The 24,710-nt window shown below is 70.0% G+C and carries 25 protein-coding genes and 2 tRNA genes; 12 read left to right on the forward strand and 15 right to left on the reverse strand.

What is annotated here, in order from left to right:
- Positions 1 to 19 precede the first annotated feature (19 nt).
- Positions 20 to 1,666, reverse strand: coding sequence for a phosphoglucomutase (alpha-D-glucose-1,6-bisphosphate-dependent) (gene pgm, locus BLS25_RS06015; protein ID WP_074694765.1), 1,647 nt, complete (start codon positions 1,664 to 1,666; stop codon positions 20 to 22).
- A 165-nt stretch (positions 1,667 to 1,831) separates the two neighbouring features.
- Here pgm and pheA point away from each other — a divergent pair, with 165 nt between their 5' ends.
- Positions 1,832 to 2,794, forward strand: coding sequence for a prephenate dehydratase (pheA, locus tag BLS25_RS06020; protein WP_056224342.1), 963 nt, complete (start codon positions 1,832 to 1,834; stop codon positions 2,792 to 2,794).
- A gap of 188 nt (positions 2,795 to 2,982) precedes the next feature.
- Here the strand turns inward: pheA and BLS25_RS06025 are convergent, their stop codons facing one another.
- Positions 2,983 to 4,020, reverse strand: a complete 1,038-nt coding sequence (locus BLS25_RS06025; protein WP_176786316.1) for an LLM class flavin-dependent oxidoreductase — start codon at positions 4,018 to 4,020, stop codon at positions 2,983 to 2,985.
- A gap of 204 nt (positions 4,021 to 4,224) precedes the next feature.
- Here BLS25_RS06025 and BLS25_RS06030 point away from each other — a divergent pair, with 204 nt between their 5' ends.
- Positions 4,225 to 4,647: an Asp23/Gls24 family envelope stress response protein gene (locus tag BLS25_RS06030; RefSeq protein WP_074694767.1), complete on the forward strand. Its 423-nt coding sequence runs from the start codon at positions 4,225 to 4,227 to the stop codon at positions 4,645 to 4,647.
- A 125-nt stretch (positions 4,648 to 4,772) separates the two neighbouring features.
- On the forward strand, positions 4,773 to 5,195 hold the full coding sequence (locus BLS25_RS06035) for a hypothetical protein (RefSeq protein ID WP_074694768.1): 423 nt from the start codon (positions 4,773 to 4,775) through the stop codon (positions 5,193 to 5,195).
- Between the two features lie 3 nt (positions 5,196 to 5,198).
- On the opposite strand, the gene BLS25_RS06040 is transcribed toward BLS25_RS06035, so the two are convergent.
- A complete protein-coding gene (locus tag BLS25_RS06040) occupies positions 5,199 to 6,569 on the reverse strand; it encodes a cryptochrome/photolyase family protein (protein ID WP_074694769.1) in 1,371 nt (456 codons plus the stop codon).
- A gap of 180 nt (positions 6,570 to 6,749) precedes the next feature.
- Positions 6,750 to 8,039 carry a diacylglycerol/lipid kinase family protein gene (locus BLS25_RS06045; protein ID WP_081349699.1) on the reverse strand — a complete coding sequence of 430 codons (1,290 nt, stop codon included), beginning with the start codon at positions 8,037 to 8,039 and terminating at the stop codon, positions 6,750 to 6,752.
- Positions 8,040 to 8,214: 175 nt separating this feature from the next.
- Here BLS25_RS06045 and serS point away from each other — a divergent pair, with 175 nt between their 5' ends.
- Positions 8,215 to 9,483 carry a serine--tRNA ligase gene (gene serS, locus BLS25_RS06050; protein WP_074694770.1) on the forward strand — a complete coding sequence of 423 codons (1,269 nt, stop codon included), beginning with the start codon at positions 8,215 to 8,217 and terminating at the stop codon, positions 9,481 to 9,483.
- Positions 9,480 to 10,379, forward strand: a complete 900-nt coding sequence (locus tag BLS25_RS06055) for an HAD family hydrolase (protein WP_081349700.1) — start codon at positions 9,480 to 9,482, stop codon at positions 10,377 to 10,379. Before serS ends, BLS25_RS06055 begins: the two co-directional genes overlap by 4 nt.
- Positions 10,380 to 10,424: 45 nt before the next feature.
- Here the strand turns inward: BLS25_RS06055 and BLS25_RS06060 are convergent, their stop codons facing one another.
- Complete coding sequence (locus BLS25_RS06060) at positions 10,425 to 10,715, reverse strand: PLDc N-terminal domain-containing protein (protein ID WP_074694771.1); 291 nt, start codon at positions 10,713 to 10,715, stop codon at positions 10,425 to 10,427.
- 119 nt (positions 10,716 to 10,834) lie between these two features.
- On the opposite strand from BLS25_RS06060, the gene BLS25_RS06065 reads away from it, so the two are divergent.
- The 4 genes from BLS25_RS06065 (at position 10,835) to BLS25_RS06080 (ending at position 14,111) form a co-directional block, all read left to right on the forward strand.
- Positions 10,835 to 12,184 (forward strand): amidase family protein, encoded by a 1,350-nt coding sequence (locus BLS25_RS06065; RefSeq protein WP_074694772.1) that lies wholly within the window; start codon positions 10,835 to 10,837, stop codon positions 12,182 to 12,184.
- Between the two features lie 99 nt (positions 12,185 to 12,283).
- Positions 12,284 to 12,368: transfer RNA gene (locus tag BLS25_RS06070), tRNA-Ser, on the forward strand.
- Positions 12,369 to 12,637: 269 nt separating this feature from the next.
- Positions 12,638 to 13,927, forward strand: coding sequence for an LCP family glycopolymer transferase (locus BLS25_RS06075; protein WP_074694773.1), 1,290 nt, complete (start codon positions 12,638 to 12,640; stop codon positions 13,925 to 13,927).
- A gap of 95 nt (positions 13,928 to 14,022) precedes the next feature.
- Positions 14,023 to 14,111, forward strand: a tRNA-Ser gene (locus BLS25_RS06080).
- A gap of 83 nt (positions 14,112 to 14,194) precedes the next feature.
- On the opposite strand, the gene BLS25_RS06085 is transcribed toward BLS25_RS06080, so the two are convergent.
- The 5 genes from BLS25_RS06085 to BLS25_RS06105 all read right to left on the reverse strand — a co-directional run bounded on the left by BLS25_RS06085 (position 14,195) and on the right by BLS25_RS06105 (position 17,296).
- Positions 14,195 to 15,031 (reverse strand): alpha/beta fold hydrolase, encoded by an 837-nt coding sequence (locus BLS25_RS06085; protein ID WP_074694774.1) that lies wholly within the window; start codon positions 15,029 to 15,031, stop codon positions 14,195 to 14,197.
- A gap of 204 nt (positions 15,032 to 15,235) precedes the next feature.
- On the reverse strand, positions 15,236 to 15,625 hold the full coding sequence (locus BLS25_RS06090) for a DUF2510 domain-containing protein (RefSeq protein WP_074694775.1): 390 nt from the start codon (positions 15,623 to 15,625) through the stop codon (positions 15,236 to 15,238).
- A gap of 92 nt (positions 15,626 to 15,717) precedes the next feature.
- The gene (locus BLS25_RS06095) at positions 15,718 to 15,978 is read right to left on the reverse strand and encodes a DUF6510 family protein (protein ID WP_074694776.1); all 261 of its coding nucleotides are present in this window, start codon (positions 15,976 to 15,978) and stop codon (positions 15,718 to 15,720) included.
- On the reverse strand, positions 15,978 to 16,709 hold the full coding sequence (locus tag BLS25_RS06100) for an FAD-binding oxidoreductase (protein WP_074694777.1): 732 nt from the start codon (positions 16,707 to 16,709) through the stop codon (positions 15,978 to 15,980). The genes BLS25_RS06095 and BLS25_RS06100 overlap by 1 nt, the downstream gene beginning before the upstream one ends.
- The gene (locus BLS25_RS06105; RefSeq protein WP_074694778.1) at positions 16,706 to 17,296 is read right to left on the reverse strand and encodes a molybdopterin-dependent oxidoreductase; all 591 of its coding nucleotides are present in this window, start codon (positions 17,294 to 17,296) and stop codon (positions 16,706 to 16,708) included. The genes BLS25_RS06100 and BLS25_RS06105 overlap by 4 nt, the downstream gene beginning before the upstream one ends.
- A 238-nt stretch (positions 17,297 to 17,534) precedes the next feature.
- Here BLS25_RS06105 and BLS25_RS06110 point away from each other — a divergent pair, with 238 nt between their 5' ends.
- Positions 17,535 to 18,422: a DUF808 domain-containing protein gene (locus BLS25_RS06110; protein ID WP_074694779.1), complete on the forward strand. Its 888-nt coding sequence runs from the start codon at positions 17,535 to 17,537 to the stop codon at positions 18,420 to 18,422.
- 3 nt (positions 18,423 to 18,425) lie between these two features.
- Here the strand turns inward: BLS25_RS06110 and BLS25_RS06115 are convergent, their stop codons facing one another.
- From BLS25_RS06115 to BLS25_RS06130, 4 genes are read right to left on the reverse strand one after another with little or no spacing between them, the layout of a single operon-like run.
- On the reverse strand, positions 18,426 to 19,961 hold the full coding sequence (locus BLS25_RS06115) for an acyl-CoA synthetase (RefSeq protein WP_074694780.1): 1,536 nt from the start codon (positions 19,959 to 19,961) through the stop codon (positions 18,426 to 18,428).
- A gap of 58 nt (positions 19,962 to 20,019) precedes the next feature.
- Positions 20,020 to 20,472, reverse strand: coding sequence for a MaoC family dehydratase (locus BLS25_RS06120; protein ID WP_074694781.1), 453 nt, complete (start codon positions 20,470 to 20,472; stop codon positions 20,020 to 20,022).
- Positions 20,469 to 21,371, reverse strand: coding sequence for an amidohydrolase family protein (locus BLS25_RS06125; protein WP_074694836.1), 903 nt, complete (start codon positions 21,369 to 21,371; stop codon positions 20,469 to 20,471). Before BLS25_RS06125 ends, BLS25_RS06120 begins: the two co-directional genes overlap by 4 nt.
- Before the next feature lie 5 nt (positions 21,372 to 21,376).
- On the reverse strand, positions 21,377 to 22,306 hold the full coding sequence (locus tag BLS25_RS06130) for an SDR family oxidoreductase (protein ID WP_074694837.1): 930 nt from the start codon (positions 22,304 to 22,306) through the stop codon (positions 21,377 to 21,379).
- Positions 22,307 to 22,384: 78 nt separating this feature from the next.
- On the opposite strand from BLS25_RS06130, the gene BLS25_RS06135 reads away from it, so the two are divergent.
- Positions 22,385 to 22,858 (forward strand): MarR family winged helix-turn-helix transcriptional regulator, encoded by a 474-nt coding sequence (locus BLS25_RS06135; RefSeq protein ID WP_074694782.1) that lies wholly within the window; start codon positions 22,385 to 22,387, stop codon positions 22,856 to 22,858.
- A 61-nt stretch (positions 22,859 to 22,919) separates the two neighbouring features.
- Here BLS25_RS06135 and BLS25_RS06140 read toward each other — a convergent pair whose 3' ends face one another.
- Positions 22,920 to 23,543: a PadR family transcriptional regulator gene (locus BLS25_RS06140; protein ID WP_371129312.1), complete on the reverse strand. Its 624-nt coding sequence runs from the start codon at positions 23,541 to 23,543 to the stop codon at positions 22,920 to 22,922.
- 56 nt (positions 23,544 to 23,599) lie between these two features.
- On the opposite strand from BLS25_RS06140, the gene BLS25_RS06145 reads away from it, so the two are divergent.
- On the forward strand, positions 23,600 to 24,709 hold the full coding sequence (locus BLS25_RS06145; protein ID WP_074694783.1) for an aromatic ring-hydroxylating dioxygenase subunit alpha: 1,110 nt from the start codon (positions 23,600 to 23,602) through the stop codon (positions 24,707 to 24,709).
- Position 24,710: the final 1 nt, after the last annotated feature.

The following is a 24,710-nucleotide window of genomic DNA, read 5'->3' on the forward strand; positions in this document are numbered from 1 at the left end:
CGCTGACGAACCGTGCGGATCAGGCCTGGCCGAGCGCCGCCGAGACGACCGCCCGCGCCTCTTCCTGCACCTCGCGCAGGTGGTCCTCGCCGCGGAGCGACTCGGCGTACAGCTTGTAGACGTCCTCCGTGCCCGAGGGGCGTGCGGCGAACCACGCCGACTCCGTCTGCACCTTCAGCCCGCCGATCGCGGCGCCGTTGCCCGGCGCGTGCGAGAGCTTCGCGGTGATGGACTCACCGGCGAGCTCGGTAGCCGACACGGCATCCGGAGACAGCTTCGACAGCGCCGACTTCTGCGCGGGCGACGCGGGCGCATCGACCCGCTGGTACGCGGACGATCCGAACTGCTGCTCGAGCTCGGCGTAGCGCTGCGAGGGGGTCTTGCCGGTGACGGCGAGGATCTCGGCGGCCAGCAGGCAGAGCAGGATGCCGTCCTTGTCGGTCGTCCACACCGTGCCGTCCTTGCGCAGGAACGACGCACCCGCCGACTCCTCGCCGCCGAACGCGACGGAGCCGTCGAGCAGGCCGGGGACGAACCACTTGAACCCGACGGGCACTTCGAGCAGCGTCTTGCCGAGGGCGTCGGCCACGCGGTCGATGATCATCGACGACACGAGCGTCTTGCCCACGGCGGCGTCGGCCGGCCAGTTCGGGCGGTGCGAGAACAGGTAGTCGATGGCGACCGCGAGGTAGTGGTTCGGGTTCATCAGGCCCGCGTCGGGGGTGACGATGCCGTGGCGGTCGGCATCGGCGTCGTTGCCGGTGAGGATGTCGTACTCGTCGCGCGCGGCGACGAGCGACGCCATGGCCGAGGGCGAGGAGGGGTCCATGCGGATCTTCTCGTCCCAGTCGAGCGTCATGAACTTCCACGTCGGGTCGACCTCGGGGTTCACGACGGTGAGGTCGAGGCCGTAGACCTCGGCGATGAGCGCCCAGTACTCCACCGATGCCCCGCCCAACGGGTCGGCGCCGATGCGGACGCCGGCGCTCTTGATGGCGTCGACGTCGATGATGGATGCCAGATCCCTGACGTACGCGTCGCGGAAGTCGTACTGGCCCAGGCCGTCGAGGTCGATGTCGGCGTGCCGCGTGCGATGCACGCCCTCGAGCTCCGCGGCGATGAGCTCGTTCGCGCGGTCGGCGATCCAGCCCGTCGCGTCGGTGTCGGCGGGTCCGCCGTGCGGGGGGTTGTACTTGAAGCCGCCGTCGCGCGGCGGGTTGTGCGAGGGCGTGACGACGATCCCGTCGGCGCGGCCGGGGTCGGAGGCCGCGAGGTCGCGGTTGTACGTGAGGATCGCGTGGCTGAGCGCGGGGGTCGGCACCCACGCGTCGCGGGAGTCGACGCGCACGTCGACGCCGTTGGCGACCAGCACCTCGATCGCGCTGCGTTCGGCCGGCAGCGACAGCCCGTGGGTGTCGCGACCGAGGAACAGCGGACCGGTGATCCCCTGCGCTGCGCGGTAGTCGACGATCGCCTGGGTCGTGGCGAGGATGTGGTCTTCGTTGAAGCTGGTGCTCAGCGACGAACCGCGGTGACCGCTGGTGCCGAAGGCGACGCGCTGCTCGGGCACCGCGGCATCCGGCTTGCGGTCGTAATACGCCGCGATCAGTTCGTCGATGTCGATGAGATCGGATGCCTCTGCGGGCTGCCCTGCGCGACTGCTCATGCGCCCAGTCTGCCCGCTCCCTCCGACATGCGCACACGCTGTGACGCATTCTGAGAGAATCCGTGGTCGCGTCGCGGGCGGTCGCCGGTCGATGCGGTCCGCAACGGTGGCGCGGGCCCGCTGTCGCGGCATCCGGAATCTTCCCCCAGGTCTAGGCTGGACGCCGTGCTGCCCGACACAGAGACCGTGCCCGCCCGCCGTACCTATAGCTACCTGGGCCCGGCCGGCACGTTCACCGAGGCGGCCTTGGCGCAGGTGCCTGAGGCGCGCGATCAGATCTGGCGTCCCGTGCGCAATGTCGGCGAAGCGCTCGCCGACGTCGTCGAGGGGCGGTCGGATGCCGCGATGATCGCCATCGAGAACTCCGTCGACGGCGGCGTCTCGACCGCGCAGGATGCCCTGGCGACCGTGCCGGGCCTGCGCATCGTGGGCGAATACCTCGTGCCGGTGAACTTCGTGCTCGTCGGTCGCCCCGGAGCCACCCTCGCCGACGTCTCGCTCGTCGCCGCCCACCCGGTCGCCTACGGGCAGTGCCTTGGATGGCTCAGCAAGAACCTCCCCGCCCACGCGCACCTCCCCGCCGAGAGCAACGTCGCGAGCGCGCTGGGCGTGCTCGACGGGACGAGTGCGGCGGATGCCGCGGTGGCGGCCCCCGGCATCGTCGCCCACCACGACGTCTCGGTGCTGGCCGAGAACATCGGCGACAACCCCAACGCGGTGACGCGTTTCGTTCTCGTCAGCCGCACGGTCGCTCCGGCTCCGCCCACCGGTGCCGACAAGACCTCGCTCATCGTCGAGCTGCCCGAGGACCACCCGGGTGCCCTGCTCGAACTACTCGAGCAGTTCGCCACGCGCGGGATCAACCTGAGCCTGTTGGCATCCCGCCCCATCGGCGACGCCCTCGGCCGGTACCGCTTCGTGATCGACGCCGACGGTCACGTGCTCGACGAGCGCATGGCCGACGCCCTGCTGGGGCTCCGCCGGTTCAGCCCGAAGGTCATCTTCTTGGGGTCGTACGCCCGCGCCGATCGCGCGATCGTGCGCTACCCGCAGCGCTACAGTGACGACGTGTTCGTCGAGGCGCGCGACTGGCTGCGCGGCCTGCTGAGTGGTGAGCCCGAGGCCTGACCCGTCGCCAGGCCCCTGTGTTCGTCGACGGGCCTAGAGCCCGCGTCGGTGACCGGGGGCCCCGAGAGGCCTCGCCGCCCCGCGCGCCCTAGGTCCCCGAGCTCGTCGACGGGACCAAGACCCGCGTCGGTGACCGGCGAACTCGACAGGCTCAGCCGCACCGACAGCCGCGGCGACGCCGCCGAGCGTCAGGCCGCGACGGTCGCCGGAGCCGCAATCAGCTCGAGGGTCTGCACGCGGCCTTCGGAGGTCTCGCCGTCGTAGGCTCCCGCCACCGGCGACACCATGATCTCGTCGACGCCGTGCTGTGCGGCGAACGCGCTCAACTGCGCGCGCACGTCGTCGCCGGTGCCCACGAACCACTTCTGCCGGGTCGAGGCCATGATCGATTCGGCCATCGCGTCGAACGGCTCGGCCTTCGCCTGCTCGACCGTCTCGAGCGGCACCATGGGGCGGTTCGTGCGCAGGCGCGCCATCATGCGCAGCTGCGGCAGCGCGCGGTCCTCGGCCTCTTCGGCGGTCGGCGCGGCGACGACGTTGGCGGTGACGAACGTGCGCGGGCCCTCACCCGACTCGTTGGGAACGAACTGGTCGCGGTACACCCCGAGTGCGTGGGTGAGCCCCTCGCCCGAGAAGTGGTTCGCGAAGACGTAGGGCAGGCCGAAGCTGGCCGCGAGCTGCGCCGAGTAGTCGCTCGAGCCGAGAAGCCAGACCTGGGGCATCCCGGATGCCGCGGGCGTCGCCTTCACCTGGTACTCGGTGCCCGAGGTGAAGCGCACCGTCGCCCCATCGGGCGAGGTGAGCGCCATGATGTCGGTCACGTGATCGGGGAAGCGGGAGACGTCGCTCGTGGTGCCCGAGCGGTTCAGCAGCTGGGTGATGACCGGGTCGCTGCCGGGGGCACGGCCGATGCCGAGGTCGATGCGGCCGGGGGCCAGGGCCTCGAGGGCGGCGAACTGCTCGGCCACGATGAGGGGGGAGTGGTTGGGCAGCATCACGCCGCCCGATCCGACGCGGATGCGCGAGGTGCGGGCAGCCGCGGCGGCGATCAGCACGGGGGGCGTGGTCGACGCGACCGAGGGCATGTTGTGGTGCTCGGCGAACCAGTACCGGCGATACCCGAGGCGGTCGGCGCGCTCGACCAGGTCGAGGGCGGCGCTCACCGCCTGTGCGCTGTTCTGTCCGCTGCGGACGGGGACGAGATCGAGAACAGAGAGGGAGGGCATGGCGTCGTTCACCCCGAGAAGAACGCCCGATCGATCCCCGCTATTCCTCTCCGGGCGTCGCGGCGGACCGCGAGGGGTGCAGGGCGAAGCGGCATCCATCATCAGCGTTCTCTCAGGAAAACGGCGTGACGAATGCGCCGCCCACCGCGTCTCACCTTTGACATCGCGGGACACACGGTCCCGGAACGACGGAAGGAAGCGAACATGGCCGAGAACACCACCACCGCCACGACCACCCCCGCCACGAAGGACGGCGGCTCGACCGTCATCGTCGACGCCGTCGTCGCCAAGGTCGCCGGCATCGCCGCGGCCGAGGTTCCCGGTGTCCACGCCCTCGGCGGCGGAGCAGCCCGCGTCATCGGCAACATCCGCCAGGCCGTGGGAGCCAAGGACCACGCGCAGGGCGTGAGCGTTGAGGTCGGCGAGACCGAGGTCGCCGCCGACATCTGGATCCAGGTCGACTACCCCGAGCAGCTGCAGCGGGTGGCGTCGAACGTCCGCGCGGCCGTGCACCAGGCCATCACCGAGCTCGTGGGCATGAAGGTCGCCGAGATCAACGTGACTGTGGTCGACGTCTTCATCCCGGGTGACGACGAGGACGACGCCGACGAGCAGCGCGTCAACTGACAACCGGCTCGAGAGGGGCGCCGCCGCGAGGTGGCGCCCCTCTCGCATACCCGGATGCCGACCCCTCCGGTAATCCGTGGAAACCGGTGCCGCGTCTACCTAGGCTGACGAGCAGGGGGGATCACATGGCATGGATCAATCCGACCTCGGTCGGCGCACTGGCACTCATCGGGGTCGCGGTGATGGGATTCGTCCCGACGTCGGCGGGCGTGAGCAACGGCGTCGACCTGCCGTGCCGGGCGGTTTTCGCGCCCGTCGCAGGCGTGGACCTGACGGACGGTCTCACCGCCGACCAGCGCACGGCGGTCGACTCATGGCTCGCGTCGCGCTCGTCCGACTCCGTGACGACCGATGAGGTGGTTCAGGCGGGGGCTCAGGTGTCGGCCGTGTGCGGCGAAGCTCAGCGCACGCGGTCGGTGTGGATGATCCTCACCGCGGTTTTCGGCGTCGCCATCGCCTTCGGGCTGCGCGGGTGGGGACCCTCCGATGACGAGCAACCCGACGCGACCGGCGAAGGCGCGCACGGGACAGAGCCCCCGACGGGGTGACCTTCAGCCCCCGTGGCGCACGTGGGAGTACGCGTCGAGCGCGCGCTTGCGCGTCTCGCCGAGGTCGACCATCGGCTCGGGCGGGTTCTCGCCGAGGTACTCGGGCGCCCACTCCTTGATGTAGGCGTCGTGCGGGTCGAACTTCTTGCGCTGCGTGTCGGGGTTGAACACGCGGAAGTAGGGAGCGGCATCCGCGCCGCTTCCCGCGACCCACTGCCAGTTGAAGGGGTTGCTCGCGGCATCCGCGTCGACGAGGCAGTCCCAGAACCACTGCTCGCCGTGGCGCCAGTCGATGAGCAGGTTCTTGATGAGGAACGATGCTGTGACCATGCGCACGCGGTTGTGCATGACGCCGGTGTGCCAGAGCTGGCGCATGCCGGCGTCGACCACGGCCACGCCCGTCTTGCCCTGCTGCCAGGTCTCGAGGTGCGATCGGTTCAGCTTCGGCCAGGGGAAGGCGTCGAAGGTGCGACGCCAGTTCACCGTCGCGATGTCGGGGGAGTGGTAGGTCACGTGCCAGGCGAACTCGCGCCACACGATCTCCGAGAGGAACCCGCTCGCGCTCTGCGCGTGCTGGCCCGATCCCCGGTGCTCGAGGGTGTCGTGCCACACCTGATAGGGGCTGAGCTCGCCCCAGCGCAGGCGCGGCGACAGGTTGGAGGTGGCACCGCCCGCGAACTCGTCGCGGTACTTCGAGTAGTCGCCCAGGTCGTCGTCGAGGAACTCCTTCAAACGTGCCTTCGCGGCGGGCTCTCCGGGCTCCCACGTCTCGCGCAGGCCTCCGGCCCAGTCGGGCTTCGTGGGCAACAGGCCCCACGAGCCGAGGTCGTCACCGTCGACACTGCCGTCGAAGCCGGGGATCTTCCGTGCTTCCGGCATCGGCGGGCGCGGGGCCGGGAGCTTCTGCACGGCCCGGGCGAAGGGGCTGTACACGCCGTACGGCTTGTCGCTCTGCGTGCGCACCGTCCACGGTTCGTAGAGCAGGTTGGCGGCGAACGATGCGACGGTCACGCCGTCGTCACGCAGCTTCTCCTTGATGCCGGCGTCGATCTCGCGCTCCGCACCGCCGTAGCGCCGGTTCCAGAACACCGCTCCGGCGCCCACCTCCGCGACCACCGAGGGAATGACGTCGGCCGCTCGGCCCCGCCGGAGCACGAGTCGGCCGCCCCGCTCCTCGAGGCGTTCACCGAGGGAGGCCAGCGACCCGTGCAACCACCACCGGGCCGCCCCGCCGATCGAGCGGACGCCTTCCGACTCCTCATCGAGGAGGTACAGCGCCACGATCGGCTCCTCGCGGTCGAGCGCCGCGCGCAGCGCCGGGTTGTCGGTGAGTCGAAGGTCGTCGCGAAACCACACGACGGAGGGCGATGGCATCCCTCGACGCTATCCACCTCGGCATCCGTGATTCCGGGCTTGACACCCGGTGCGCGCCCGGCCTGGCCGCGCTCGGCGAAACCGCACGTGTTTGCCGAGACCGCATTCGTTCGGCGCCGGACGCCTGCGTCCTCGACGAAAGGATGCGTTCTCGATGGACGGCGGCCGGTGCCGACGCCGTCAGAGAGACGAGGTGTCGTGCCCCTTCGGCAGCGCAACCGAGAGCCCGCCGGGGACGATGCGCGTGTACACGCGCGTCGCTTCGCCGAATTCGTCGCCGTCCAGCTCGATCGGCTGCGCGGGCGCGGTCGCCAACTCGATGCCCGTACCCCGCAGGTAGCGCACCGACGAGTCCTTACGGCGCTCGAGCACGCGTCGACCGGCGCGGAACTTCCGCAGCACCGAGTTGTCCCACACGATCTTGCGCCAGACGCCCAACCAGCCGAGCACGCCGCTGGGCTGCAGCACGGCCACGTCGAGGCTGCCGTCGGCGATGGAGGCGTCGGGGATCAGCGCGACGCCGCCCTGCAGGGCGCCGCAGTTCGCGAACAGCACGCTGTGCACCTTCGCCGAGTGCAGGCGGTGCCCGTCCAGCTGGTACATGACGCGGAAGGGTTTGGCCGAGACGAGCGAGCGCGCCGCTCCGTCGACATAAGCGACCCAACCGACCTGCTTCTTCAGGTCGTCACGGGTGTTCTGGATCATCGCGGCATCCAGACCGATGCCCGCCATGACCGAGAACCCGTGCTCTTCGATCTCGCCGCTGGCGCGGCGGATGCGTGCAATCCCGGTGTCGATGGAGAGCACGTCGCCCTCGAAGGTCGAGCGGATCATCGCGTCGCTGTCGGTGAGGGGCAGATTCAGGTTGCGGGCGAGCAAGTTGCCCGTCCCGCTCGGGATGATCGTCAGGGGCACACCCGTCGAGGTCAGAGCCTCGGCGACGGCACGGACGGTGCCGTCGCCGCCCGCCACGAGCACGGCGTCGACCTTCTCGTCGAGGGCTGCGCGGGTGGCGTCGTCGCCCAGGTCGTCGACCGTCGTCTCGTAGAACAACGGCTCGGCCCAGTCGGCTGCGGCCGAGAGCTCCGCCACGCGGGCGCGCAGCGTGTCGGGGTCGACCTTGACGGGGTTGTAGACGAGGGCGGCCCGCTTCTTCTCGGTCGTCTCGGCGTCGATCGGCGCTTCTTCGCCCTCGGCGTCGACGCGCTGCGTCTTGCCGGGCATCTCCGCCGACGAGTCCGGCTCGACGTCCTCCGGCTGGCGAATGGTGTCGTCGGGTTCTGCGGCGTCCTTCGGGTGAGGGACGTCCTTGCGCGGGCGGTCACCGACGTCCTCGCCCAGCCGCGCCGCGTGGAAGTGGTCGTCAGAGCCCCCGGCCGCGGCGGCATCCGCCCTCACCTCGGCGGGAGCATCGGCGGGGACGGTTTCGGGAGCGTCCGCGTCGTCACGCGGCTCGTCAGGGGCGGCCATGGCATCCACCATAGGACCGCGGTCGATCCCGTCACTCGTCTTCGAGGCGGGCTTGACGGAGGGATGCCGAAGCCGCATTCGCCGCGAGCGGAGCCCGTCCTTCCGCCTTCCGGCGCACGCCGCGCGTGCTCGCGACAGCGCAGGACACGTGCCGCCTCGACCGTAGGATGGACGCGTGATCGACCTGACTCTGCTGCGTGAAGATCCCGAGCTCGTGAAGCGCTCCCAGATCGCCCGCGGGGAGTCGCCGGATTCGGTGGACGACGCCCTCGCCGCCGACCGCGACCGCCGCGCGGCCATCACCGCCTTCGAAGAGCTCCGTGCCGCGCAGAACGCGCACGGTAAGCGCGTCGCGCAGGCGCTGAAAGAAGAGAAGGCCGCTCTCGTCGCCGAGGCGAAGCAGCTCAGCGAGCAGGTCAAGGCCGCGCAGCACGCCGCGACCGAGGCCGAGGCGGTAGCCGAGGCGGCCCTGGCGAAGATCGAGAACATCGTCATCGACGGTGTCCCGTCGGGGGGCGAAGAGAACTTCGTCACGCTGCGCACCCACGGCGACGTCCCGACCTACGACTTCACCCCGCGCGACCACCTCGAGATCGGCGAGCTGCTCGGGGCGATCGACATGGAACGCGGCACGAAGGTCTCGGGCAGCCGCTTCTACTTCCTCACCGGCATCGGCGCGCGCCTCGAGCTCGCGCTCATGACCCTGGCCCTCGACCGCGCGCTGCAGGCGGGCTTCACCCCGATGATCCCGCCGACGCTCGTGCGTCCCGAGGTCATGCGCGGCACCGGCTTCCTCGGCCAGCACGCCGACGAGGTCTACCACTTGCCGAAAGAAGACCTCTACCTGGTCGGCACGAGCGAGGTGCCCCTCGCCGGCTACCACATGGACGAGATCCTCGACTTCGAGCGCGGCGCCAAGCGCTACGCCGGGTGGTCCACCTGCTACCGCAGCGAGGCGGGCTCCTACGGCAAGGACACCCGCGGCATCATCCGCGTGCACCAGTTCAACAAGCTCGAGATGTTCGTCTACACCGACCCGGCCGACGCCGAGGCCGAGCACGACCGTCTCGTCGCGATGCAGGAGCAGATGCTGCAGGACCTCGGCCTCGCCTACCGCGTGATCGACGTGGCCGCCGGCGACCTGGGGTCCAGCGCCGCACGCAAGTTCGACATCGAGGCCTGGGTGCCCACGCAGGATGCCTACCGCGAGCTGACCAGCACCTCGAACTGCACGACGTACCAGGCGCGCCGCCTCGAGACCCGCTTCCGTCCCGCCGACGGCGGCAAGACCCAGCCGGTCGCGACCCTCAACGGCACACTCGCCACCACCCGGTGGATCGTGGCGCTTCTCGAGACGCACCAGCGCGCCGACGGTTCGGTCACGGTCCCCGAGGTCTTGCGGCCGTACCTGGGCGGGCTCGAGGTCATGGAGCCCATCGCGTGAGCGACGAGGCCGCCCTCCCCGACACCGGTGCCGTTGAGAGCGCGCCGAAGCAGGAGGCGGCCGATCTGGTCGCCGATCTCGCCGACGCTCCTCAGCTCGGGCGCCTGCTCATCGCCCTCGACATCGACGGGACGGTGCTCCTCGAGGACGACACCTTGAGCCCCGGGGTCGTCGAGGCGATCGCGCACGCGCACCGCGCGGGTCACGAGGTCATGCTCGCCACCGGTCGCAGCTGGGACAGCACCCACACGATCATGGACCGCCTCGGCATCCGTCCCGAGTACGCCGTCTGCTCGAACGGCGCCATCGTGATGCGCCGGGTGGGGGGAGCGGATGCCACCGAGTACGAGCGCGCGCACGTCGAGACGTTCGACCCCAGTGAGGTGCTGACGCTGTTGGGCGAGCACCTGTCGGGTGCGCACTTCCTGGTGGAGCTGCCCGACGGTACGCGCAAGTTCACCGACTACCTCGACGACTGGAACCTCGAGAAGGCGCATAAGGTGACCTTCGCCGAGCTGTCCGCCGAGCCGGTGTGCCGTGTGGTGGTCGTCGCGCCCGAGCAGACCGATCAGGACTTCCTCGAACTCGTCGAGCGGATCGGGCTGACCCAGGTGTCGTACGCCATCGGGTGGACGGCGTGGCTCGACATCGCGCCGCAGGGCGTCGACAAGTCGACCGCGCTCGAGCTCGTGCGCGGGTGGCTGGGCATCGCCCCCGAGCGCGTCCTGGTCATGGGTGACGGTCGCAACGACATCGAGATGATGCAGTGGGCCGTCCGCAACGGCGGGCGGGCGATCGCGATGCACCAGGGTCCTCCCGAGGTGCATGTCGCCGCGGGCGAGGTCGGCCTTTCGGTGACCGAAGGCGGCGTGGCCGCGATCCTGCGCGCGCTCTGACCCGCTGCAGGATCGGCGGCCCGAGAGGATCGGCGGCCCGAGGCGTCAGACCCGCGCGGACCCGCCCGCCACGTGCGCGGCGCGGTCGGCGAGGTACGCGGTGCGAGCCACGACGGTCATCGGGCGACGGGCGGCGCGGCTATCGGCCAGGCGGGCCGCTTCCCACGCGAGGAGTCCGACCGGCGGCAACAGGAGCAGCGCGGCGACCCACGTCGCCTTGAGGCCGGGGGACGCCTGGGGGTCGCGGACGGCGACGATCGTGGCGAAGACGGATGCCGCGTAGACGAGCGCGAAGACGGCGAGAACGATCTGCGCTGACAGTGTGGTGACGAGCATGGTGACCTCCTCAACTCGGACGCCCCGACGGGTCGTGGGTGCGATGTTCTCGGTCTACGCCGGGCGCGAGCGCGCGGCAATCCCTCCGCCGAGGAGCGCAGGAAGTCCATAGCTGGGGCGTGGCCGACGCTCAGACCCTTTCGCGCGCCCAGGCCTGCCGCACGGCCGCACGCAGGGTGCGCGTGTCGGAGCGATCGAGCTCCCGACGGCTCCTCGGCATCCCGGTGGCGTTGAAGGACAACTACAACACCGCCGACATGCCCACCACCGCCGGCTGCGGCTGCTGGAGCGGCAACCAGACCTCGAGCGACGCGACGATGGTCACGGGGCTCCGCGCCGACGGAGCCGTCATCGTGGCGAAGGCCTCGATGGACGAGTTCGCGATCAACCTGTCGTCGCAGTGGTCGGCGTTCCAGCCCGACGGCACCGCGCTGACCGTGTCGAGCCCGTACGACACGACCCAGACCTCGGGCGGATCGAGCGGCGGCACGGGAGCCGCGATCGCGGCGAACCTCGCCGGCATCGGCTTCGGCACCGACACCGGCGGGTCGATCCGCATCCCCTCGACCTACAACCAGCTCGTGGGCGTACGCCCGACGGTCGGTCTCGCCAGTCGCGACGGCATCGTGCCCCTCGCCCTCTCGCAGGACACCGGTGGTCCGATCGCCCGTTCGGTCCAGGATGCCGCGATCGCCCTCGACGCGGTCGTCGGCGAAGACGCGGGTGACCCGGTCACCGCACGCCAGGCCGGAAAGGTCCCCGAGACGTACACGTCGTACCTCGACGGGGAGTCGTTGAAGGGTAAGAAGATCGGCTACATCGCGTCGATGCTCGGAACGAACCCCACCACCCAGCGTCTCTTCGCCCAGGCGAAGGCGGCCATGGAGGCACGGGGTGCGACCGTGGTCGCCGTCACCGCACCCGACGGGTTCTCGGCGATCGTGGGCGAGGGGAGCGGCAGTGGTCCCGAGTTCAACCACGACCTGCAGAACTACATCACCGCCTACCTCGACCCGACGGTGAGCGCGCGCAGTCTGCTCGCCATTTCGCAGTCGCCGAACATCGTGCCGGGCCGCGCGAGCAACCCGTACGGTCAGCGCGCCGCCGTCACCGAGTCGACCTATCAGGCATGGGCCGGTCCGCAGGGCTCGCACACCCTGCAGCTCGCGAAGGGCAAGCAGATCATGACCGCGTTCATGGACGACCAGAAGCTGGATGCCGTCGTCTACCCGACCGGCAACCCTTACGGCACCATCGGCACGAACATGCGTCTGAGCCCGAACACGGGTCTGCCCGCCGTCACGGTGCCGATGGGCCAGGGGCTCTCGACCGAGGCGTCGACCGGGGGAGTGAACCTCGAGTTCCTCGGCCGCGACTTCGCCGAGGGTCCCCTTCTGGGCCTCGCCTACGGCTTCGAGCAGGCGACCCACGCCCGCACGACGCCCGCGGCCTACGGCCCGCTGGGCTGAGCGATGAGGCGGTCCCGGGCGCTCGCTCGCCCGGGGCCGCCTCGCGCGGGTCCTGTCGTGCGACCTCGAGTTCGCGGCTCGGTAGACTCGGGTCGTTCGGGAGGGTTGTCCGAGCGGCCGATGGACCTGGTCTTGAAAACCAGTGGGCAGCAATGTCCCGTGGGTTCGAATCCCACACCCTCCGCAACGACGAAGCGGGCCCCGCAGGGGTCCGCTTCGTCGTTATCACCGGCTGAGCGGGATGAGAACGTCGTTGGGCCCACGCCGCGCGACTCGTCGACCCGGGTCGTCTCGATCACGCACCGTCGGGACGCCTCCCGCACCTGACCCGCGCCGAAACGCCCGATCTTCACGGGATTCACAGATCCTGATCCCTAGTATTACTGCGACCTCCGGCCGTGCCGCGGGTCGACGTGCTGCCGGGCCGGTGGCATCCGTCTCGAAAGGACCCGAGTGAGCAAGACCTCCACCCCGCGCGGTCAGCGGACCGTCGCGCGCCACGGGCGACTCACCTCGCCGGGCCCCCTCGCGCAGCTGTTCCGCGGCGTGGCGATCGCCCTCGCCGTCCTCCTCGTGTCGGGTGGTGCGGTCCTCGCGTACGCCGCGGTCGACCTCACTCAGAGCTTCACCGCGGACGCGGTCGAGCTCAAGGGTCAGCCGGCGGTCCCGCCGGACCTCGGCGAGCTCAAGGGCGGCGTCAACATGCTCCTCGTCGGCACCGACGAGTGCGAGCCCAGCTTCGCCCAGCTCTTCGGCGATCGCTGCACCGGTGCCGACTCCGAGGGCAGCCTCAACGACGTCAACATGCTGGTCCACATCTCCGACGCGCCCCGCCGGGTCACGGTCATCTCGTTCCCGCGCGACCTGATGGTGCCGATCCCCTCGTGCACCGACAAGGACGGCAACGAGACCTCGGCGATGAGCAAGCAGCAGATCAACTCCGCGTTCTCGTACGGTGGCCTCTCGTGCGTCGTGCAGACGGTCTCGGAGCTCAGCGGCCTCGAGATTCCCTTCGCCGCCAAGGTCAGCTTCGGCGGGGTGATCAACATCACCGACGCGATCGGCGGTGTCGATGTCTGCATCGCGAACGGGATCAAGGACCGCTACACCGGCATCGACTGGCCCGCCGGCATGCGCACGGTGCAGGGTCTCGACGCCCTGCAGTTCCTCCGCACCCGTCACGGCGTCGGCGACGGCGGCGACCTGGGGCGCATCTCGAACCAGCAGCAGTACATGTCGCGTCTGGCCAACAAGCTGAAGAGCCAGGACGTGCTGTCGAACCCCGCGACGCTCTACAAGCTCGCCTCCACCGCTCTGCGCAACGTCGACCCGTCGACCTCGCTGACGAACCCGCTGACGCTGGTGCAGATCGCCTCCGCGGTCAAGGACGTGCCGTTCAACGAGATCGTGTTCATCCAGTACCCGACGTACACCGATCCCTCGAACCCCAACCGCGTCGTGCCCGACCGTACCGACGCCGACACGCTGTGGGCGGCCCTCGCCGCGAACCAGCCGCTGGAGCTCTCTGGCAACCTCAGCGACGGCAACGGCGTGGTCGCCGACCAGAACGCCACCCCGGCGCCCACGCAGGCTCCCGCGCCGGTCGACACCGCCAGCCCCGCGCCCACCCAGACGGCCCAGGCCTCCCCGGCCCCGACGTCGGACGCGATCCAGCTGCCGAGCGGCATCGCCGGGCAGACCGCCGCACAGGCGACCTGTTCGAACGGAAACGTCCGCGGTTGACCCTCGCCGCCCGGCATCTCGGACGTGGTTCGAATGCCGGGCGGCATCCGGTTAGTATGGACCGGTGTGTTCGCGCCGCAGGGCGTCGATCACCTGGAGACGTCGCATAGTCAGGCCTAGTGCACCACCCTGCTAAGGTGGAGTCCCCGTAAGGGGACCGAGGGTTCAAATCCCTCCGTCTCCGCAGAAAAAGCCCCGGTTCGCCGGGGCTTTTCTGGTTCCTGCCGACGGCGCCCGCGGGGTGCCGCGAGCGCCGTCGGGTGGCGGTCAGGAGCGGATGAACGCCAGGATGTCCGGGTTGATCACGTCGGCGTGCGTGGTGAGCATGCCGTGGGGGTAGCCCTCGTAGATCTTCAACGTCGCGTTCGACAGCAGCTCGGCCTGCTTGAGGGCGGCGGCCTGGTAGGGCACGACCTGGTCGTCGTCCCCCTGCAGTACGAGCACGGGCACCGAGATCGCTTTCAGATCCTCGGTCTGGTCGGTCTCGGAGAACGCCTTGATGCCGGCGTAGTGGGCGAGGGCGCTGCCGGTCATGCCCTGGCGCCACCAGTTGTCGATCACCCGCTGTTGCACCTCGACGCCCTCGCGGTTGAACCCGTAGAAGGGTCCGGATGCCACATCCTCGAAGAACTGCGCGCGGTTGGCGGCGAGGGCGTCGCGGAACCCGTCGAACACCGACATCGGGAGACCCTCGGGGTTTTCGTCAGTCTGCAGCATCAGGGGCGGAACGGCCGCGACGAGCACGGCTTTGGCGACCCGGCCCTGGGGCTCGCCGTACTTCGCGACGTAGCGGGCGACCTGTCCGCCACCGGTGGAGTGGCCGACGTGGACGGCGTTGCGCAGGTCGAGGTGCTCGACGACAGCGTTCACGTCGCTCGCGTAATGATCCATGTCGTGACCGGTGCCGATCTGCGACGAGCGACCGTGGCCGCGTCGGTCGGTCGCGATCACGCGATAGCCCTCGTTGAGGAAGTAGAGCAGTTGCGCGTCCCAGTCGTCGGATGACAGGGGCCACCCGTGATGGAACACGATGGGCTGAGCGTCGTGATCGCCCCAGTCCTTGAAGAAGATCTCCGCGCCGTCGTCCGTCGTGACGTACCCCATGAGTGAACCTTTCATGTTCTGCTGCTCGGCGGTAAGTGGAGCGAGCACATCTGGGAGCGCTCACACAACAGCATGAAACCCTCCTCGTCGCCCCGTGTCCAGCACGAGTGCGAAGTGTTCAGCCGAGATGCACCTCGAAGGCACGCGAGTCGTGAACGGATCATCGGTCACGGCGCCGCGGGATCGTCGTCACCGGCCGGGTGGTCAGCCCTGCCGCTCGAACACCATCGTGGCCTGAATCCGGTCGCCGCCGCCGAAGCCGGTGCTCCCCGATGAGGCGGTCGTGATCGTGTGCAGGCGGTAACCGAGCGCGGCTTGGCGGTTGATGACATTCTCGAGTTCGGTCAGGTTGCCTGAGCCCGTGCCGAAGAACTTCTCCCTCAGCACCACCTGGAGCACGACGTAACTGAACCCGTCCTGGGCGGGACGCGGCTGCGCGCCCGAGACGGCGTCGGCCTGCGCCCGTTCGATGAAGCCCGCGACGCCCGGTTGCGGGGCGGCCGGCTCCTGGAACTGCTCGGTCCACCGCTGCCCGTCCCACCAGCGCATGCGCCCGGAACCGTCGTCGTACCACCCTGCCCGCGCGTCGCTCATCGACCGCCCCCTGTTCGTCGCTCCGGACCCCACGGCCGGGTGCCGCTGCGCTCGAGTATCTCGGAGCCCGATGCTCCGCTGCAACGCGCGGGTCAGGCGCGGTGCATCTCCACCGCACTCACGCCCGAGAGCCCCAACCAGGAGCGGCCGTCGGGACCGTCGACCACGGTGAGGAGCACGGCCTCGCACCCGCGGCACCGCGCGACGGCCCCCATCGCCGAGGCGTAGACGGCCGCCGTCGCGAGCAGTCCCGTCAGCCCGCAGTGGGTGCATCGAACTCCGGATGCCGTGGCGTCCCAGCCGAGCAGATCGTCGAGGCGACCGGCGAGGGCATTGCCGTCGAAAAGCGTCATCAGGAGCCTCCGAATCGCTCGGTGCGGATGCGGGTGGATGAGTGACCCGCCTCGATGAGCCAGCCGGCGACCGCCTCGACGAACGGGGTCGGTCCGCAGACGAAGACGCGCGGCTGCTGATCGGCGGGGATGACCGCGGCGCGCAGGCCCTCGGCGGTCAGTCGTGCGGGTGCCCGATCCGCGTCGGCCGGAGCTCGGCGCGTGTAGACGAGGTCGAGGGTGAAGCGGTCGTCGACGAGGGTGGCGAGCTCGTCGGCGAAGAACACGTCGTCTGGCGAGCGGACGGAGTACAGCAGTCGGAAGGGGGTCTCGTCGGCGCTCGCCGCGCGCGCGGAGGCCATGGCGAAGAGCGGGACGACCCCGGAGCCACCCGCGATCAGCTGCACCGGAGCGGGGTCGTCGGACGGCGTCCACACGAAGAACGCCCCGAGCGGCCCGTGCACCTCGATCCGGTCGCCCTCGCGCAGATCGTGGACGAGGAACGGCGAGACCTCCCCGTCGGGCACCTCGTCGACGGCGAGCACGATGCGCGTGCCCGGGCCCGCCGATGCGATCGAGTACGACCGGCTCGCCTGGTAGCCGTCGGGTGCGGTGAGGCGCACGTCGAGGTGCGAACCCGCCTCGTTGCCCGGCCACGTGGGCACATCGAGCTCGATGCGTCGGGCGGTCGCGGTCTCGGGGCGCGAGGCGACGACCGTCGCGGTGTGCCAGGCCGCGGTGCGCGCGGTCACCCGTACCGTTCCTCGCGCCAGGGGTCGCCGTGCAGGTGGTAACCGTTCTGCTCCCAGAAGCCCGGCTTGTCGGCGGGCATCGTGATGAGCCCCTGCACCCACTTCGCGCTCTTCCAGAAGTACAGGTGCGGCACCAGTAGGCGGGCAGGTCCCCCGTGCTCGGGCGTCAAAGGCGCCCCGTCGGCCTCGAAGGCGATCCAGCTCTTGCCCCCGAGCAGATCGTCGACGGCGATGTTGGTCGTGTACCCGCCGAACGAGTGCACCATCGCGAAGCGGTGAGAGGTGTCGACCTCGGCGAAGAGACGATCGAGAGAGACGCCGCGCCACGGCATGTCGAGCTTCGTCCAGTGCGTGACGCAGTGGATGTCGACGGTGACGTCCTCGACCCCGAGGGCCTCGAGCTCTGCCCGCGTCCAGCGGTGCACGCCGTTCTCGGTGCCGATCGCGAACTCCCAGCCGTCGTCGTCGACGCGGGGTGTCGGGCCGGCCGACAGCACGGGCCAGTCCCCGACGAGCGTCTGACCGGGAGGGAGCCGGGGGTCGCGCTCGCGTCGTCGTCCCGAGAATCCGCGTGTGATGAACGACATGGGTCTCCTCTGCGGTGGCGGTGGCTTCACCCTAGCCACGGTCGCGTGGCGGCGACAGGGCGCCGAGTGCCGGGGTCTGCCGACGCAGGACGACGCGTGCGCGATGCGACCTCTCGTCGCCGGAACACCTCCCATGGCCATCCGGCCCGGCGCCACCCCGTCGGCCACAGCCCCGCGCCCCGATAGGGTCGTGCCTGCGGTGCGCACCTCGCGCGCCCTCGCACCCCGGGAGAATCGCATGTCCGTCGGACTCCTCGCCGTCGTCGATGACATCCTCAGCGCCGCGATGCGCGCGAGTGCCAAGACGGCCGGAGTCGTCATCGACGACGCCGCCGTCACTCCGCAGTACGTGCAGGGGCTGACGCCCGCGCGCGAGCTGCCCGTGGTCTGGAAGATCGCGCTGGGCAGCATCATCAACAAGTACGTGATCATCATCCCGATCGCGTTGCTGCTCACGACGTTCGCCCCGTGGGTGCTTCCCTACCTGCTCATCATCGGCGGCGGGTTCCTGTGCTTCGAGGGGGCCGAGAAGGTGCTCGAGTGGTTTGGCGTGCACCACGAAGACGCCGAGTCCGACGAGCCGCGCGACGAGAAGAAGCTCGTGCTGGGGGCCGTGCGCACCGACCTCATCCTCAGCACCGAGATCATGCTCATCGCCCTCTCGAGCCTCGACCCGAACTTCGGAATCTGGATGACGCTGGGGGCGCTGCTCATCATCGGTCTGGCCATGACGGTGGTCGTCTACGGCGCGGTCGCGCTCCTGGTCAAAATCGACGACATCGGCCTGCGCTTCATGAAGAGCGAGTCGCGGGGCGTCCGCCGCTTCGGGGCCCGGGTCGTGGCATCCATGCCCGCCGTCTTCCGCGTGATCAGCGTGATCGGCACGGTCGCCATGCTGTGGGTCGGGGGGCACCTGGTGCTGCAGAACCTCGCCGACACCCTCTGGTCGGGGCCGTTCGACCTCGTGCACGTCGTGACCCACGCGATCGAGGCCGCGGGACCGGTCGTCGAGTGGATCGTCGAGACGGCCATGTCGGCGGTGTTCGGGCTGATCCTGGGGCTGATCATCGTGGGCGTGGTGACGGGTATCTCGCGACTGACGCGCCGCGGCGCGGCCGCGCACTGACGCTTAGGCGTGGGCGCTCGAGAAGCGCTCGCGCAGCTCGGCTTTGATCACCTTGCCCGACGCCGTGCGGGGGAGGGCACCGACGATCACGACGTCCTTCGGCAGCTTGTAGCGGGCCACCTGGCCGTCGAGGTGGGCGCGGACGGCGGCGGTGTCGACCTGCGCCCCGGGGGCGATGGTGACCACCGCGAGGGGCACCTCTCCCCAGCGATCGTCCGGGATGCCGATGACCGCGACCCCCGTGATGCCTGGGAGGTCCGCGATGAGCGACTCGACCTCGGCGGGGTAGATGTTCTCGCCACCCGAGATGATCATGTCCTTCGACCGACCGCACACGTACAGGTAACCGTCGGCGTCGAGGTAGCCGAGGTCGCCGGAGCGGAACCAGCCGTCGTCGGTCGTGGCAGCGCGGGTGGCGTCGTCGAGCCCGTGGTACCCGGCGAACACGTTCGGCCCACTGATCTGGATCTCGCCGACCTCTCCGGACGGGACCGGCAGCCCCTGCTCGTCGACCACGCGCACCTCGGTGAAGAAGTGCGGCAGCCCGACGCTGCCCTGCTTCGACCTCGTCATGTGCGAGCCCAGAGAGGTGGCGCCGGGGGAGGTCTCGGTCATGCCGTATCCCTGCGAGAACGACAATCCGCGGGCCTCCCACGCGCTCAGGATGCGGTCGGGAACGGCGGAGCCGCCGCAGGTGAGGGTGCGCAGACTCGAGACGTCCGACTCGCTCCACGCGGGATGGTCGGCCATCAGCTGGAAGGTCGTGGGGACGCCCGAGATCATCGTCACCCGGTGGCGTTCGACGAGGTCGAGAGCGCGCCCCGCTTCGAAGCCCTTCTCGAGCACGAGGGTCGCGCCTTTCAAGACCACCGGGAGGGCTCCCATCCCCAGGGACGCCACGTGGAACAGGGGCGAGATCATCAGCGCGACGTCGTCGGAGACCACGTCGTAGTCGATGACGGTGTTGACCGCGACCGAGGTGAGGTTGTCGTGCGTCAGCACGGCACCCTTCGGCCGCCCGGTGGTCCCCGAGGTGTAGACGATCGCAGCCGGGGTGGCGGGGTCGGCGACCGCGAGCGCGGGCGCCGGGCCCGCGGCATCCAGGAGGCGGGACAGGCCCGGCTCTCCGTTCCGACCGGACGCGCCGGTGCGGATGCGCGGCGGCGTCTGCTCGGGCGACGGCAACGCGTCGAGGCGATCGTCGAACGCGGGATCGTGCACGAGGGCGCGCGCGCCGCTGTCACGGAGGACGTGAGCGATCTCAGGACCCGCGAGTCGGGTATTGACCGGCACGAAGACCGCGCCGATCCGCGTCGCGCCGAACAGCGCGATCAAGAAGTCGGGGCTGTTCTCGCCCAGGTACGCGACGGCGTCTCCGGCGCCGATCCCCCGCGAGGCGAGGACGGCCGAGAACGCCTCCGCGGCATCCGCGAGCTGGGCGTAGGTCAGGTGCTGGTTCTCGCCGTAGACGACGGCGGCCTTGTCGGGGGAGCGGAGACGCCGGCGGGGGAGCCAGGCTCCGAGACCTTGGGTTCTCATGCGCGATCTCTTCGTCGAGGGTGCGGGATGGAGAAGGGAGGGGTCGGGCCCCTCCCCTTCAGGCGTAGAAGCGGTAGAGGCCGCGCGCGACCACGGCGGGCTTGCCGCCGCCGTCGACCTGGATCGTCTGGTCGACGGTGAGCTGGTAGCCGCCGGCGATCTCGGTGACCTCGGCGATGACGGCGTTCATGCGCACGCGGGCTCCGACCTTCACCGGTGAGATGAACCGCACCTTGTCGAGGCCGTAATTGACCTTCGTGGTCACGCCGGTGACGTCGAGCAGCTCGGTCCAGAACGTCACCGCGAGCGAAAGACTCAAGAATCCGTGGGCGATGGCGCCGCCGAAGGGGCCGTCCTTCGCGCGCTCGGGATCGGTGTGAATCCACTGGTGGTCGTCGGTGGCGTCGGCGAAGAGGTTCACGCGGTCCTGCGTGACCTCGAGCCACTCCGACCAGCCGAGATCGGTGCCGGCGAGGCCGGCGATGTCGTCGTACGAGACGGTGGTGCTCATGAGTGCTCCTTGGAGGGGGTGGTCAGGCCGAGCAGCCGCGCGGCGTTGTCGCGGACAATGCCGGGCATGACCTCGGGCTTGAGGGTGGTCTGCTCGACGTCGCGCAGCCAGCGGTCGGGCGTGAGCAGCGGGAAGTCGGATCCGAAGAGGACGCGGTCCCGCAGGAACGAGTTCGCGGCGCGAACGAGCTGCGCGGGGAAGTACTTCGGGCTCCAGCCCGACAGGTCGATCCAGGTGTTGTGCTTGTGCGTGGCCACCGAGATCGCTTCGTCTTGCCACGGCACCGAGGGGTGGGCCATGATGATCTGCAGGTCACCGAAGTCGGCTGCGACGCCGTCGAGCAGCATGGGGTTCGACAGTCCCAGGCGCAGACCTCGGCCGCCCTTCATTCCCGCGCCGATGCCCGTCTGTCCCGTGTGGAACAGGGCGACGACCCCCGCCGTCTGCAGCGTCTCGTACAGCGGGTAGTGCCGCTCGTCGCTCGGGTCGAATCTCTGCACGGTGGGGTGGAACTTGAACCCCCGCACGCCGGACTCCTCGATGAGGCGCTGAGCGCGCTCCACGGCATCCGCGCGGTTCGGGTCGACGGAGCCGAACGGGATGAGCACGTCGTTGTGGCGAGCCGCGCCCGCGGCGATGTCGGCGCTCGAGAGGGGCGGGTGGTCGAGGTTGCCCTCGGCATCGACCGTGAAGACCACCGCGGCCATCGAGCGCTCGCGGTAGTACGCCGCGATGCTGTCGAGGTCGGGTCGCGCGGCGTCTGTCGCGAAGTAGCGACTCGCGGCCGCGGCGAGATCATCGGGAAGCGAGGAGTGCCCGTGCCCGTCGACCTCGACGTGCACGTGCACGTCGATCGCCGTCAGTGCCCCGACGTCGATGGCGGGTTCGTAGTGGGCCACGGTCGTCACGCGGTGGCAACGGGGCGCTGGAGCTCGACGGGGAGGGCCGGGAAGCGCTCGCCTACGCTCTGCAGGTCGCCGACGGCCTCGGCGAAGCCCGCGGCGAGGGCTTCGGCGGTCCAGCCGCCGTCGCGATAGACGGTGGCGACGGGCTCGGGGTGCGACCACAGCTGCAGGCGGTCACCGCCGATGCCGATCGCCTGGCCGCTCACCCCGGCTGCCGCGTCGGAGGCGAGGAAGGCGATGAGCCCCGCGACATCGTCCGAGGTGCCGAAACCCAGGTCGCGTCGGAAGAAGGCGGGCATGGGCTCTCCCGCTGCCTCCGCCTCGACGGCCGCGGCGAAGTAGGGCACCGTCGCGGTCATGGCGGTGGCGGCGACGGGGATGACCGCGTTGACGGCGATCCCGGCCTTCTTGAGTTCGAGGGCCCAGGTGCGCACCATGCCGACGATTCCGGCCTTGGCCGCCGCGTAGTTCGTCTGGCCGAAGTTGCCGCGCTGACCGGTGGGCGAGCCGATGCAGATGATCCGCCCGGCGATCTCGTTCTGCCGCATGTAGGTCGCCGCGGCGCGCACCGTGGTGAAGGTCCCTCGCAGGTGCACGCCGATCACCGTGTCGAAGTCGTCGTCGCTCATCTTCCACAGCACGGTGTCGCGCAGGACGCCGGCGTTGGTGACGAGGATGTCGAGTCGGCCGTAGGCGTCGACGGCGGCGGCGACGAGGGCGTCGGCGGTCTCGGTGGGTCCGACCGGCGCGACCACTGCGACCGCCTGGCCGCCCGCATCGACGATGGTCTTCACCGCGGCGTCGGCGGTGGCGGCGTCCACGTCGTTGATGACGACGGCCGCCCCCTGGCGGGCGAGCTCCTGGGCGTAGGCGAGGCCTAGGCCGCGGCCCGAACCGGTGACGATGGCGACTTTGCCGGTGAGCGTCATGGTGACTCCTTCGATCGGTGACATCGTGGCATCCAATCGTTGAAAATGTCAATGATTGTTCATCGCTACACTTGCGGCATGACCTCCGTGGCCCCCGACGATCCCTCGGGCTCGTCGCGCCTGGAGCACTCGCCCCTCGCCGACGACCTCGGCTTCCTCCTCGCGCGGGCCTCGGCCGTATCGCAGGCGGCGGCCAACGAGGCCCTCGCCGCGCACGAGCTCAAGGTGCGCTCCTACTCCGTCCTCGCGCTCGCGGTGACCGGCGGTCGGCCCTCGCAGCGTGAGCTCGCCGCCTTCCTGCGCCTGGATCCGAGTCAGGTGGTCGCCCTCATCGACGATCTCGAGCGTCGCGGTCTCGTCACGCGCGAGCCCGACCCGCGGGATCGGCGGGCCAACGTCGTGGCCGCCACGCTCGCCGGGCGTTCGCTCTACCGGCGCGCGCAGGCCGACGTCGAGGCGGGCGAACGTCGCGCTCACGCGGGGCTCTCGAGCGCCGACCGCGCCGAGTTGGCGCGCCTGCTGCGGGTGGTCGCCTTCCCCGGCGGGGAGTGACGACGCCACTTGCGACGCATCCGAGCCGCCCCGCGCCCCGGGGCGACGCCATGCCCGACGCTCAGTCGCGCGGGTGCAGACGGTCGAGCAGGTCGAGGCCGTGGCGCGCCCAGGCGATCTCGCCCTCGGCGCGGTCGAGGAATCCCTCGTAGGTGAACACCTTGAACGCCACCACCGCGTCGGGGTCGTGGCGGGTGTCGGTTTCGAGCCGGCGCGCGAGGATCGGGTGGGAGCGCCTCCGGATGGCATCCAGCTGGGACTGCCATTGTGCGCGGCGCAGCTCGTACTGGGCGATGTGCTCGTGCAGGTGTCGGCGGGCGACGTCGGGATCGGCCCACTCGAAGTACGCGGCGCGCAGGTGCGCGGGGTCGCGTTCCCGCGCGTATTCGATGGGTTCCTCCATCCACGCCCGAAAGGCGTCGACCCCCTCGTCGGTGACGGTGTACTGCGTCTTCGTGGAGCTCGCCCCCCACGGGACCGCCTCGTCGCGCAGCAGCCCGTCGGCGACCATGCGCTTGAGCTCGGGGTAGATCTGCGAGTCGGGCGCGTGCCAGACGTGCCCGACCGACACGTGGAAGGCCTTGGCCAGGTCGTAACCGGTCATGGGGTGCGCGGTCAAGACGGCCAGCAGGGCGTACCGCAGGCTCATCGGCGACTCCTCGGGGTGCTTGCGGATGCTCGGCATCCACCGTATCTTCTCGGCTATAACTATCCCTATAGTGAGTGGACGAGGGAGTTCCGATGCAACAGACCGTGGCCGCCAAGCTGCTCGACCACCCGCGCAACGCCTGGTACGTCGCCGCGTGGGATCACGAGGTCGGACGCAAGAAGATCCTTTCGCGCACGGTCGCGGGCCGGCCCTTGGCGCTCTATCGGACCGAGGACGGTCGAGCCGTCGCCCTCGCCGACGCGTGCTGGCATCGCCTCGCACCGCTGTCGCAGGGCGCTCTGGTCGGCCCCGAAGACATCCGCTGCCCGTACCACGGCATCACCTACGACGCCCGGGGCCGCTGCACCTCGATGCCCGCGCAGGAGACGATCAACCCGAGCGCCATCGTCCCCTCGTTCCCGGTCGTCGACCGATATCGCTACGTGTGGGTGTGGGTGGGCGACCCGGCGCTGGCCGACCCCGACCTCATCCCCGACATGCACCAGATGACGGATGCCGCCTGGACCGGCGACGGCCTGACGATCCACGCCCCGTGCAACTACCAGCTCGTCCTCGACAACCTGATGGACCTCACCCACGAGGAGTTCGTGCACTCGAGCAGCATCGGCCAGAAGGAGCTCAGCGAGAGCGAGTTCGTCACCAGCCACACCGACACCACGGTGACGGTCGAGCGCTGGATGCACGACATCGAGGCCCCGCCTTTCTGGCTGAAGAACATGAGAGACAAGTTCCCCGGCTTCGAGGGGCGCGTCGACCGCTGGCAGATCATCCACTTCGAGGCGCCGTCCACCATCTGCATCGACGTCGGCGTCGCCAAGGCCGGCACGGGTGCGCCCGAGGGCGACCGGTCGCAGGGGGTCAACGGCTACGTGATGAACACCATCACGCCCGAGACCGCGCGTTCGAGCCACTACTTCTGGTCGTTCCAGCGCAACTACCGCCTCGACAGCCAGCTCATCACGACGCAACTGCGCGACGGCGTGCACGGGGTGTTCGGAGAAGACGAGGCGATGCTCGCCGCGCAGCGGGCCGCGATCGACGCCAATCCCGATTACGAGTTCTACAGCCTGAACATCGACGCGGGCGGCATGTGGGTGCGCCGGATCCTCGAGCGGATGCTGCTCGCCGAGGGTCGCGATCACGCCCCGGCACCGCGTGCGGGCGCGCAGGTGGTGCACTGAG

It is taken from the genome of Microbacterium testaceum StLB037, from assembly GCF_900104345.1.
GTDB lineage: Bacteria > Actinomycetota > Actinomycetes > Actinomycetales > Microbacteriaceae > Microbacterium > Microbacterium testaceum_A.

What these genes read in the sequence shown, in the direction of transcription:
- BLS25_RS06140 (WP_371129312.1), bottom strand. Translation starts at nt 23,543, where the DNA reads ATGCCGAGCATCCGCAAGCACCCCGAGGAGTCGCCGATGAGCCTGCGG.
- BLS25_RS06095 (WP_074694776.1), bottom strand. Translation starts at nt 15,978, where the DNA reads ATGACGCTTTTCGACGGCAATGCCCTCGCCGGTCGCCTCGACGATCTG.
- pgm (WP_074694765.1), bottom strand. Translation starts at nt 1,666, where the DNA reads ATGAGCAGTCGCGCAGGGCAGCCCGCAGAGGCATCCGATCTCATCGAC.
- BLS25_RS06030 (WP_074694767.1), top strand. Translation starts at nt 4,225, where the DNA reads ATGGCCGAGAACACCACCACCGCCACGACCACCCCCGCCACGAAGGAC.
- BLS25_RS06085 (WP_074694774.1), bottom strand. Translation starts at nt 15,031, where the DNA reads ATGGGGTACGTCACGACGGACGACGGCGCGGAGATCTTCTTCAAGGAC.
- BLS25_RS06120 (WP_074694781.1), bottom strand. Translation starts at nt 20,472, where the DNA reads ATGAGCACCACCGTCTCGTACGACGACATCGCCGGCCTCGCCGGCACC.
- BLS25_RS06025 (WP_176786316.1), bottom strand. Translation starts at nt 4,020, where the DNA reads ATGCCCTCCCTCTCTGTTCTCGATCTCGTCCCCGTCCGCAGCGGACAG.
- BLS25_RS06090 (WP_074694775.1), bottom strand. Translation starts at nt 15,625, where the DNA reads ATGAGCGACGCGCGGGCAGGGTGGTACGACGACGGTTCCGGGCGCATG.
- BLS25_RS06115 (WP_074694780.1), bottom strand. Translation starts at nt 19,961, where the DNA reads ATGAGAACCCAAGGTCTCGGAGCCTGGCTCCCCCGCCGGCGTCTCCGC.
- BLS25_RS06045 (WP_081349699.1), bottom strand. Translation starts at nt 8,039, where the DNA reads ATGGCCGCCCCTGACGAGCCGCGTGACGACGCGGACGCTCCCGAAACC.
- BLS25_RS06060 (WP_074694771.1), bottom strand. Translation starts at nt 10,715, where the DNA reads ATGCTCGTCACCACACTGTCAGCGCAGATCGTTCTCGCCGTCTTCGCG.
- BLS25_RS06130 (WP_074694837.1), bottom strand. Translation starts at nt 22,306, where the DNA reads ATGACGCTCACCGGCAAAGTCGCCATCGTCACCGGTTCGGGCCGCGGC.
- BLS25_RS06040 (WP_074694769.1), bottom strand. Translation starts at nt 6,569, where the DNA reads ATGCCATCGCCCTCCGTCGTGTGGTTTCGCGACGACCTTCGACTCACC.
- BLS25_RS06135 (WP_074694782.1), top strand. Translation starts at nt 22,385, where the DNA reads ATGACCTCCGTGGCCCCCGACGATCCCTCGGGCTCGTCGCGCCTGGAG.
- BLS25_RS06110 (WP_074694779.1), top strand. Translation starts at nt 17,535, where the DNA reads ATGTCCGTCGGACTCCTCGCCGTCGTCGATGACATCCTCAGCGCCGCG.
- BLS25_RS06145 (WP_074694783.1), top strand. Translation starts at nt 23,600, where the DNA reads ATGCAACAGACCGTGGCCGCCAAGCTGCTCGACCACCCGCGCAACGCC.
- BLS25_RS06035 (WP_074694768.1), top strand. Translation starts at nt 4,773, where the DNA reads ATGGCATGGATCAATCCGACCTCGGTCGGCGCACTGGCACTCATCGGG.
- BLS25_RS06105 (WP_074694778.1), bottom strand. Translation starts at nt 17,296, where the DNA reads ATGTCGTTCATCACACGCGGATTCTCGGGACGACGACGCGAGCGCGAC.